This is a genomic window from Streptomyces nanshensis, from assembly GCF_001751255.1.
Classification (GTDB): Bacteria; Actinomycetota; Actinomycetes; order Streptomycetales; family Streptomycetaceae; genus Streptomyces; species Streptomyces nanshensis_A.
Genome location: NZ_LJGW01000023.1, coordinates 1 through 9,764, shown reverse-complemented (window position 1 = coordinate 9,764; position 9,764 = coordinate 1). Strand labels below are relative to the sequence as shown.

Below are 9,764 nucleotides of genomic sequence, written 5' to 3'. Positions count from 1 at the left end.
CGCCGCCGCCGTCACCGGGCGCCCGCCCCGGCCGCCGTGGCGCCGCCCGCGCCCGCGGTGAGGAAGCGTCTGGCCGCCGCCGCGTAGACCCGCGCGTACTCGCCGATCTCCGCGACCTCCACGAACTCGTCCTTCTGGTGCGCGATCCACTTGCCGCCCGGCCCGTAGACCACGGTCGGCAGGCCCGCGTCGCGGGTGAGGATCGTGCCGTCCGTCGTGCCCGGCACCGCGCCGAAGGCCGGAGCCGAGCCGTGCACGTCGTGGTGCCCGGCCGCCAGCGCCGTGACCACCGGGTGGTCCTCGGCGATCTCGATCGCGGGACGGTCGTCGACGACGGTCAGCTCCACCGTCACGCCTACCGTGGCCGCTGCCTCGACGGCCGCCCTGCGCACCTCGGCGATCAGCTCCTCGTGGCCGGTGCCCGGGACCGTACGGACGTCGACGCCGACGAGGCCGTGCGCGGGGATGACGTTGAGCTGCGCCGGGTCGCCGGCGTGCAGCACGGTCGGCGTGACGGTCACGGCACCGGCGTGCCGATGGGTGCCGAAGCGTGCCACCGCCCACTCCTCGACGCCCGCCAGCGCCTCGACGATCCGCGCCCCCGCCACCAGCGGCGAACGCGCCTCCTGCGGCATCGCGCCGTGCGCCATCACCCCGGTCAGCTCCAGCCGCAGCCGGATGCCGCCGCGCGCCGAGGTGCACACCTCGTACCCCTCGGGCTCGCAGACGACGACGCCGTCCACGCCGGCGGCACGCGGTGACGCCGCGAACGCCTTGGCGCCGAGCATCATCCCCTCCTCGTCGCACAGCACACCGAGGACGATCCGGCCGGGGAACGGGCCCGCCAGTTCCAGGCCCCGCACCGCGTGAATCATCGCCGCCAGACCGGACTTCATGTCGGCCGAGCCCCGGCCCCACAGCCTGCCGTCGCGTATCTCACCGCCGTACGGGTCGACGCTCCAGTCCGCGCGGCGGCCCTCGGTCACCACGTCCGTATGGCCCTCGAACATCAGCGTCGGGCCGTCACCGCCGCCGCCCTCGACGACCGCGACGAGGTTGCGCCGTCCCGGCGCCGGCTCGGTCACCTCGTGCGCCCAGCCGAACTCCGTGAACAGACGCGCCAGACGGGAGACCGCCGGGCCCTCGACCTCGTCCGCGTCCGGCTCGCTCACGGTGCGCATCCGCACCAGGTCGCGGGTGAGACGTACGGCGGCCTCCTCGTCCACCTCGATGAGGGGAGCACCCTCGGCGAGGGGGACGGGGGGATCGCGTCGGTCGGCAGCGGAGCCGGTACCGGGACGGGACTGCATGCGGCGACCTCCAAGAGCGCTGGCCACACAACCAGGTGACTGGTCAGACCAGTTGATTTCCCGTACTCTCCTGGCGCGCCCACGCATCGGTCAAGGGGGAGGACGGCACCCGTCCGCAGACGCGGCCGTCTCCGGTGCGCCGGGCAGGACAGCCGTACGGGCACGGGCGGCGCCGCACACCGGACCGGCCGGCGCCCGTCCCAACAGGCAGCACACCGGGCCGGATCCACGGGATCGAGCAGACGACGAGGGGGAGCAGATGTCCGCAGAGGGGGCCGTCTTCCGGCCGGTGCAGCCGGTACGCGCCTATCAGCGGGTGGCGGAACAGATCGAGGAGCGCATCCTCAGCGGCGACCTGCCGCCGGGGTCGCGGCTCCCGGGGGAGCGGGATCTGGTCAGCCAGTTCGCCGTGGGGCGCTCCACCGTCCGCGAGGCGCTGCGCGTGCTCCAGTCCGCGGGCCTCGTCCGCTCACGCCCCGGGGACCCGCTGGGCGCCGAAGTCCTCGGCGTCACCCCGGACAACCTCAGCCGCGCCCTGGGCCGCCTCGCCCGGTCCCATATCTCCTCCCTCGGCGAACTGGTCCAGTTCCGCATGGTGTTGGACTCCGAGAGCAACCGCCTCGCCGCCCGCCTCCACGACGAGGAGGACCTGCGGCGCATGACGGAGATCATCGAGCGCATGGAGTCGCTGAGCGCCGGCACGGCGGACCTGCACGCCTTCAGCGAGACGGACGCGCTCTTCCACCGGGCGGTCGCCGAGGCGAGCGGCAACTCGCTGCTGGGCCTGTGCGCCCGCGCCGTGCACGACGCCGTGGTCGACGTCATCGAGGAGAAGATCGCCGTCGCCGCGGACGCCACGGTGTGGATGGAACGCTCCGTCGCCCACCACCGGCAGGTGCTCGCCGCGATCCGCGCCGGCGACGGTGCGCTCGCCGCCCGGCTGGGCCGCCAGGCGCTCTACGACTACTACGCCGAGCGCGTCGAGGAGGACACCCGGCGGCTGCTGACCGCGGCGCTGGGCGACGACGACGGACGGTGACGAGCCGGCGGACGGCGGTGCCCGGCGGCGCTCGACGGCGTACGGACGGGGCCGCGCGGTGACGGCGACGCGTCGGCGTACGTACGCGAAGACCCCCGGCAGCACGGGGAGTTGAGCACTCTCGTGCCCCTCACCGTCCGCCGGAGGTCTTCGCCTCACGGGGATGAGGTGACCGCGCCGGGTCAGGTCAGCCGGTGCACATGGCGCCCGTCGCCCCAGCGCCGGATCGCCTCCTCGTCGGCGAACGCCAGCGCCCGCAGCATGTTGCCGCCGTCGCTGGAGTCGACCGAGCGCCGCAGCCGGCGGTTGTGCGCCTCGCTCAGCCGCGTCGTACCGGCCTCGATCGTGTCGCCGTAGAACGGCTCGAAGGCCACGCCCGCGAACCCGGTGTGACGCAGCAGCATGGGCATCGTCTCCCGGGAGTAGAACATCAGATGGTTCCGCGTGAAGCCGTTCCACTGCGATCCGTACGCCTTCAGCAGCAGCGACTGCGCGTTGACGGTGAGGATCATCAGCACCCCGCCGGGGGCGAGGAGGCTGCGGAAGGAGCTGAAGTCCTGGAGCGGGCGCGGGAGATGGGCCAGCACGGACCACAGCGTGATCACGTCGAAGCCGCCCGCGGCGATCTCCGGCAGATCCTCGGGAGCGCCGAAGTGCGCGGTGGCGGACGTCAGTCGGGCGTTGGCCTCCTGCACGGAGTCCGGGGACAGGTCCACGCCGCAGGCGTCGAAGCCGCGCCCTTCGGCGAGTTCGAGGAAGTAGCCCGCGCCGCAGCCGAAGTCCAGCAGCCGCCGGCCGGCGCCCTCGGCGAAGACCGGCGTGAAGGCGTCCATGGCCTGCCGGTAGCGCCGCTGCCGGTTGGCGGCGTAGTCGCCGGTGAGGAAGGTGCTGTAGTTCTTCGAGTACAGATCACCGAGGCGCTCGGGCAGGATGTTGGGGTTGCGGTAGAGAAACCCGCAGGACGGGCAGCGCACCACGTGGTAACTCCACGCCGTCTTCCCGCTCTTCTTCACCTTGGACGGTTCGAAAAGCGGCTGCTGCCGCGACTCCCCGCACATATGGCAGGTGATGAATTCCTCGATCGCGCCCAGCCTGACGCGCGAGCGGTATTCGTCCAGGGATATCACCGGGGACGTGCGCAGCAGCATGCGCCATTGCAGCTCCCTGAATGCCCGTTCGCCGGGCCTGACATAGACACGCTGGCCCCACGGGACGCTGTTGTACCGCGATCCGTAGGCGACACGAGCGATTGCACGCGTAGTGGAGACCATGGTGCCCCTTTCGGGTCGGCTGTCGTTTCGACGCTGTCCAAGGTCGCACCGCGGAAATTCGTGCCGTGACCAACTCACCGTCACGCAGAGTCGGTTGACCGCGCCTCTCGACGGCGTGCCCGGCGGGTGGTTTGGCCGATAATGCTCGCCCTTGTACGGGGATTCGGAATAAGTAAGATTCCCGCCGCGGGAACCAGCGGGGCCCCGGCCGTACGGTGCACGGTCACAGAGAGCGAAATCCTCTGGAATCGGGGGAGTTCACGGTGGTGGGGGCGCCGGTACGACAGCGTTACGGGCGTGCGGGGGAGCGGCCTCGCATCCCCGTGGCGGACGTCCGCGGCGCTCCGGAATCCCCTCGTCCGCCGGGAGCCCGTCTTTATGTGACGCACCGTGCCCATCTGCTCTCGCGGGTTTTCCGCTTTTCGTCACGTGCCGGTCAAGCAGCACCGGGAGAACCGTCCGTGGGAATTCGCAGGACCGTGTACTTCCGGGCTGGTGAAGCAGGGTCGGAGCTACGTCGCGAAACAGCCGGTGCGCGGAGAGTCATGTATCGCGCCTGTGACGGAGGCGAGATACGGGAGGTGTTCTCGGCGGGAATTCCGCTCCCGCTTCGTTATGGCCTTCCCGGAACCGCTTCCCCTGCCACGGCGTCAACACCGCGCGGAACGGCGGCGGTTCCGAAACGCCGCCATGAACTCCACGGCGGGAAGCGGGAGTTGCGCGCCCCGCCGAGCGCCGAGCACGGCCGTACGTCCGGCACGCCCGCCCTCGAAAACCCCGTGGGGCATCTCGCGGCCCCGCGCTACCGTGTCGCGGATGAGCGCGACGCACAGGGCGAGCCGAGTCGGCCGAGCACCGGCGGACAGGCGGGACTTCGGGCCCGGCAGGGAGCCCGTGGGCACCGGCACCGGCACCGGCCGGACCGTGGCCATGGCCCAACCCACCGGCCCTGGGGCCGACTTCAGCCCGACGCCCCACGGCGAGTCCGTCGCCGCCGTGCCGAGCCCCCGATGAGCAGCGACCTCGTGGTGGTCGGTGCGGGCATCGTCGGCGCCTCGGTCGCGTATCACGCCGCGCGGGCCGGTGCCGCCGTGACCCTCGTCGACGCCGGGCGGCCGGGCGCCGGTGTGACGGCCGGCTCGTTCGCCTGGATCGGAGCGTCCGGCCTGCGTACCGGCCCGGCGGCCGCGCTGCGGGCGACCGCGGCGCAGGAGTACCGACGGCTCGAAGCCGAACTGCCGGGACTGCCGGTGACCTGGTCCGGCTCGCNCGAACTGCCGGGACTCCCGGTGACCTGGTCCGGCTCTCTGTCCTGGGGTGCGGCGGACGCGCAGCCGGAGGCGGGGCCCGGGCAGGAGATCGTGGACGCGGCCACCGTGGCGACGCTCGAACCCGCCCTGCGGCAGCCCCCGGAGTGGGCGGTCTGGGCACCCGGTGACGGCGCCGTCGACCCGGTGGGCGTGACCGAGCGGCTGGTCGCGGGTGCCCGCGCCCACGGCGCCCGGATCCGTCCGGACACCCCGGTCACGGCGGTCAGTCGGAACGCGGCGGGCCGCGTCGTGGGGGTCGAGACCGCCGAGGGGCCCCTGTCCGCTGCGACCGTGGTGCTCGCGGCGGGGGTGGCCACGGCCGCGCTGGCCGCGCCGCTCGGCGTACGCGTCCCGGTCGGCCCGTCCCCGGCGACGCTCTTCCAACTCGGCGCTCCGGCCGGGCTGGTCCGCACCGTCGTCAACAACGCGGATTTCGATCTGAGGCAGGTCGCCGCGGGCCGGCTGCTCGCCGCCGCGGACTCTCCCGAACGGACCCTCGCCGCCGTACGGTCCACCTTCCGTGGCGCCGAGAACGCCGAACTGCTGGGCACCCGCGTGAGTTTGCGCCCCATGCCGGCCGACGGCGAGCCGATCCTCGGCCCGGTCGCCGAGGCCCCCGGTCTCTATACGGCGGTGCTGCACTCCGCGGTCACGCTCGCCCCGGCCGTCGGACGCCTGGTCGCACGGGAGTTGACCGGCGGCGCCGCCGAACCGCTGCTGGCAGGCTGCCGCCTCGACCGCTTCTGACAGCCGGTCTCCCACACGGTGACGATGCCGGCCCCTCCACCACGCTCCGCGTCCCGAGCGCGTCGACTCCCCGTCCCCGCAGGCGGATCGGGGCGTGCCCTCAGCCGACTGCCGCCTGGGCGAGGGCCGTTGCCAGATACGCCGTGCCCAGTCCCGCGACCACGCTGACGGCGGCGTTGGCCGCCGCGAAGTACTTGGCCCCGGTCTCCGCCAGCCGCACGGTCTCGAACGAGAACGTGGAGTAGGTGCTCAGCGTGGCGCACAGCCCCGGCCCGACGAGATGCTGTAGCGCCTGCGGTACGGCCGCGGCCGACGCCAGCCCCGTCAGAAAGCCGAGCCCCGCGCAGGCGCCGATGTTGACGCCGAACGTCCCCCAAGGGAAGACGGTGTCGTGCCGCGTCTGGACGGCCCGGTCGGTGAGATAGCGCAGCGGAGCCCCGACGACCGCCCCCGCGATGACCATCAGCCAGTTCACAGCGCCTCCGCTTCCGCCGCAGGGCGCGGCAGGACGAGCAGACGCGTCACGGCGGCCGTGGCCCAGATCGCCGCGACCGAGCCGAGCAGGGTGGCGCCCGCGTACAGCAGCCCGGTGCCGGGCCGCCCGTGGTCGAGCAGCCGCTGGGTGTCGACCGTCGCGGTCGAGAACGTCGTGTATCCGCCGAGGAATCCGGTGCCCAGGAACGGCCGTACCAGCGGATGGACGGTGAAGCGCTCGGTGATGAGGATCATCAGGACGCCCATCGCGGCGCAGCCGGAGACGTTGATCCAGAAGGTCGTCCACGGGAACGCGGCGGACGGCGTGGGCCAGATCAGCGTGGCGCCGTAGCGGGCACAGGCGCCGAGCGCCCCGCCCACGGCGATCACGCTGAGGATCTCGCCGCGTTCGCGCGCGGGAGTACGGCTCGGCTTCGGGGGCCACCGGTCGACGGCGGTGTCCGGATCGGCGGGCTCGGCAGCCCAGCCCCTCGCCTCGGGCACGGGGTGTTCGCTGGTCACACGGGTCTCCTACCTGATCGGAAACTGCGCGCGGCAGAGCGCACGCGATTCAGGCAGGGACCGTTGTCGGCGGTGTCGCCGCGGTTGGGTGCGGCGGGCCCCACCGCCGCGCGGCCGTCCCGTGGGGCGGCTGCGCGGTCCAGGGTACGGGCCGCAGCGCGGGACCTGCCGCCGGGGTCGCCGGCCGCCGCCCCGGCGGACGTCACCTCAGCGACGCCAACTCCCGCCCGCCGGGGGAGACATCCGGGGGCGGGACGGGGGCCGCACGGCGTCCCGTCGGCGGCGTTAACGCCGTGGAAACGCTCCCGGCATAGCCTTCCCCGACCCGCGGAGCACGTACTGCCCGCGGGAGGGGCGAGCAGCGTGGAGTGGAGCCGATGCACCTGACACCGCACGAGCAGGAACGTCTGCTCATCCATGTCGCCGCCGACGTCGCCGCCCGCCGCAGGGAGCGCGGCCTGCGGCTCAACCACCCGGAGGCCGTCGCCCTGATCACCTCCCATGTGCTGGAGGGCGCCAGGGACGGACGCTCCGTGACCGAGCTGATGGACTCGGGCCGCCGTGTCCTCGGCCGCGACGACGTGCTGGACGGGGTGCCCGAGATGCTGGGCGACGTACAGGTCGAGGCCACCTTCCCCGACGGCACGAAACTCGTCACCGTCCACCGGCCCGTTCCATGACCCGCCTCGCTACGCGTGGAAGGAGCGCCGCGACGTGATCCCAGGAGAGATCCTCTACGGCGACGGCCCGGTGCGGCTGAACGAGGGCGCCGACGTCACCGTCCTCACCGTGCTCAACGCCGCCGACCGGCCCGTCCAGGTCGGCTCCCACTACCACTTCGCGGAGGCCAACCCGGGGCTCGACTTCGACCGGGCCGCCGCCCGCGGCAGACGCCTGGCCGTCGCCGCGGGAACGGCCGTCCGCTTCGAGCCCGGCATCCCCGTCGAGGTGCGGCTCGTCCCCCTCGGGGGCCGCCGCGTCGTCGCGGGGCTGCGCGGCGAGACGGGCGGACCGCTCGACGCCGCGGACGACGTACGGGAGGCACCGGACGCACCGGCCGTACGGGACGAGGGGAGCCGTCCGTGACCGGCCAGGGCAGCGAGCTCCAACGGGCCGTCTACGCCGACCTGTTCGGCCCGACGACGGGCGACAGGGTGCGGCTCGCCGACACCGATCTGCTCATCGAGGTCGAGGAGGACCGCTGCGGCGGCCCCGGACGCGCGGGCGACGAGGCGGTCTTCGGCGGCGGCAAGGTGATCCGCGAGTCCATGGGCCAGGCCCGTACGACGCGTGCCGAGGGCGCACCCGACACCGTCGTCACCGGCGCCCTCGTGCTCGACCACTGGGGCGTGGTCAAGGCGGACGTCGGCATCCGCGACGGGCGGATCACCGCGCTCGGCAAGGCCGGCAACCCGGACACGATGGACGGCGTACACCCCCGCCTGGTCATCGGCCCCGAGACGGAGATCATCGCCGGCAACGGACGCATCCTCACGGCGGGCGCCGTCGACGCGCACGTGCACTTCATCTGCCCCCAACTCATCGACGAGGCACTGGCGTCGGGCGTCACGACGCTGCTCGGCGGCGGTACGGGTCCGGCGGAGGGCACCAAGGCCACCACGATCACACCCGGGCCCTGGCATCTCGCCCGTACGTTCGCCGCGATGGACGACATGCCCGTCAACATCGGGCTGCTCGGCAAGGGCAACACCGTCTCTCGCGACGCGCTGCACAGCCAACTGCGCGGCGGCGCCGCCGGGTTCAAGATCCACGAGGACTGGGGCGCGACCCCGGCCGCCATCGACGCCTGTCTCGGGGTGTGCGAGGAGAGCGGCGCCCAACTCGCCGTGCACACCGACACGTTGAACGAGGCGGGCTTCGTCGGGGACACCCTGGAGGCCGTCGCGGGACGGGGTGTCCACGCGTACCACACCGAGGGTGCGGGAGGAGGCCACGCGCCCGACATCATCACCGTCGTCGGCCACCCCAACGTGCTGCCCTCGTCGACGAATCCGACCCGCCCGCACACCGTCAACACCATCGACGAGCACCTCGACATGCTGATGGTCTGCCACCACCTCAATCCGGCCGTCCCCGAGGATCTCGCCTTCGCGGAGTCCCGCATCCGGCCGTCCACGATCGCCGCCGAGGACGTCCTGCACGATCTGGGCGCCATCTCGATCATCTCCTCCGACTCCCAGGCGATGGGCCGCATCGGCGAAGTGGTGCTGCGCACCTGGCAGACCGCGCATGTGATGAAGCGGCGCCGCGGCTCCCTGCCGGGCGACGGACGTGCCGACAACGCCCGCGCCTGCCGCTACGTCGCCAAGTACACCGTCAACCCCGCCGTCGCGCAGGGACTGGACGCGGAGATCGGCTCCGTCGAACCGGGCAAGCTCGCCGATCTGGTGCTGTGGGAGCCGGCGTTCTTCGGGGTGAAGCCCCAACTCGTCCTGAAGGGCGGGCAGATCGCGTACGCACAGATGGGCGACGCCAACGCGTCCATTCCCACGCCCCAACCGGTGCTGCCCCGGCGGATGTTCGGGGCGACGGGCCGTGCTCCGGCGGCCAACTCCCGTAACTTCGTCAACGCGGCCGCACTTGAGGACGGGCTGCCCGAACGGCTCGGTCTGGGCAAGGAGTTCATCGCGACCGGCGACACCCGGGGCGTCACCAAGGCCGACATGCGCGGCAACGACGCGCTGCCCGAGGTCGCCGTCGACCCGGACACCTTCACCGTCACCATCGACGGCGAGGTCGTCGACCCGGCTCCCGCCGCCGAACTGCCCATGTCCCAGCGGTACTTCCTCTTCTGATGCGACGGCCGGAGGACTCCGCGGACCCGGTGACCCCGGCGGACGCCTCGGCGGCGGCTTCCGCCGACGCACCCGACGGGGACGCACCCGACGGGGAGGCTCCTGCGGCGAACCTCGCCTCGCTCCTCGTCCTCGCCGACGGCCGCTTCCCCGCGGGCTCGCACGCGCACTCCGGCGGAGCCGAGGCCGCGGTGCAAGCGGGCCGCGTCACCGACGCCGCCACGCTCGCGGACTTCTGCCGGGGCCGGCTGCACACGGCGGGGCTGACCGCCGCG

At 73.1% G+C, this 9,764-nt stretch carries 10 protein-coding genes and 1 pseudogene; 7 read left to right on the top strand and 4 right to left on the bottom strand.

Annotation, left to right across the window (positions count from 1 at the left end; all coding sequences use genetic code 11):
- Nucleotides 1-11: 11 nt before the first annotated feature.
- Nucleotides 12-1,310, bottom strand: coding sequence for a M20 family metallopeptidase (locus tag AN218_RS00840; RefSeq protein ID WP_079131700.1), 1,299 nt, complete (start codon nt 1,308-1,310; stop codon nt 12-14).
- Nucleotides 1,311-1,569: 259 nt separating this feature from the next.
- On the opposite strand from AN218_RS00840, the gene AN218_RS00835 reads away from it, so the two are divergent.
- Nucleotides 1,570-2,349: a FadR/GntR family transcriptional regulator gene (locus AN218_RS00835; RefSeq protein WP_070014493.1), complete on the top strand. Its 780-nt coding sequence runs from the start codon at nt 1,570-1,572 to the stop codon at nt 2,347-2,349.
- Nucleotides 2,350-2,531: 182 nt separating this feature from the next.
- Here the strand turns inward: AN218_RS00835 and AN218_RS00830 are convergent, their stop codons facing one another.
- Nucleotides 2,532-3,497, bottom strand: a complete 966-nt coding sequence (locus AN218_RS00830) for a class I SAM-dependent methyltransferase (protein WP_070014492.1) — start codon at nt 3,495-3,497, stop codon at nt 2,532-2,534.
- 939 nt (nt 3,498-4,436) lie between these two features.
- On the opposite strand from AN218_RS00830, the gene AN218_RS35895 reads away from it, so the two are divergent.
- A complete protein-coding gene (locus AN218_RS35895; protein WP_141747385.1) occupies nt 4,437-4,634 on the top strand; it encodes a hypothetical protein in 198 nt (65 codons plus the stop codon).
- Nucleotides 4,631-5,677, top strand: coding sequence for an NAD(P)/FAD-dependent oxidoreductase (locus tag AN218_RS00825; RefSeq protein WP_070014491.1), 1,047 nt, complete (start codon nt 4,631-4,633; stop codon nt 5,675-5,677). The genes AN218_RS35895 and AN218_RS00825 overlap by 4 nt, the downstream gene beginning before the upstream one ends.
- Nucleotides 5,678-5,777: 100 nt before the next feature.
- Here AN218_RS00825 and AN218_RS00820 read toward each other — a convergent pair whose 3' ends face one another.
- Together AN218_RS00820 and crcB are read right to left on the bottom strand one after the other, a co-directional pair.
- Nucleotides 5,778-6,152, bottom strand: a complete 375-nt coding sequence (locus tag AN218_RS00820; protein ID WP_070014490.1) for a fluoride efflux transporter FluC — start codon at nt 6,150-6,152, stop codon at nt 5,778-5,780.
- On the bottom strand, nt 6,149-6,673 hold the full coding sequence (gene crcB, locus AN218_RS00815; RefSeq protein WP_070014489.1) for a fluoride efflux transporter CrcB: 525 nt from the start codon (nt 6,671-6,673) through the stop codon (nt 6,149-6,151). Before crcB ends, AN218_RS00820 begins: the two co-directional genes overlap by 4 nt.
- Nucleotides 6,674-7,050: 377 nt before the next feature.
- Between crcB and AN218_RS00810 the strand changes: the two genes are divergently transcribed.
- The 4 genes and pseudogenes from AN218_RS00810 to AN218_RS37725 form a co-directional block, all read left to right on the top strand.
- Entirely contained in the window at nt 7,051-7,353 is a 303-nt protein-coding gene (locus AN218_RS00810) for an urease subunit gamma (RefSeq protein ID WP_070014494.1), read from the top strand.
- A gap of 34 nt (nt 7,354-7,387) precedes the next feature.
- On the top strand, nt 7,388-7,759 hold the full coding sequence (locus AN218_RS00805) for an urease subunit beta (RefSeq protein ID WP_070014488.1): 372 nt from the start codon (nt 7,388-7,390) through the stop codon (nt 7,757-7,759).
- Entirely contained in the window at nt 7,756-9,489 is a 1,734-nt protein-coding gene (locus AN218_RS00800; RefSeq protein ID WP_070014487.1) for an urease subunit alpha, read from the top strand. The genes AN218_RS00805 and AN218_RS00800 overlap by 4 nt, the downstream gene beginning before the upstream one ends.
- Nucleotides 9,489-9,764 (top strand): annotated as a pseudogene (locus AN218_RS37725) (hypothetical protein); the annotation flags it as partial. The gene AN218_RS00800 and the pseudogene AN218_RS37725, both read left to right, overlap by 1 nt.

Bases quoted from the DNA above. Each gene is read 5' to 3' on its own strand.
- AN218_RS00835 (WP_070014493.1), top strand. From the start codon at position 1,570: ATGTCCGCAGAGGGGGCCGTCTTCCGGCCGGTGCAGCCGGTACGCGCC.
- AN218_RS00840 (WP_079131700.1), bottom strand. From the start codon at position 1,310: ATGCAGTCCCGTCCCGGTACCGGCTCCGCTGCCGACCGACGCGATCCC.
- AN218_RS00810 (WP_070014494.1), top strand. From the start codon at position 7,051: ATGCACCTGACACCGCACGAGCAGGAACGTCTGCTCATCCATGTCGCC.
- AN218_RS00830 (WP_070014492.1), bottom strand. From the start codon at position 3,497: ATGCTGCTGCGCACGTCCCCGGTGATATCCCTGGACGAATACCGCTCG.
- AN218_RS35895 (WP_141747385.1), top strand. From the start codon at position 4,437: ATGAGCGCGACGCACAGGGCGAGCCGAGTCGGCCGAGCACCGGCGGAC.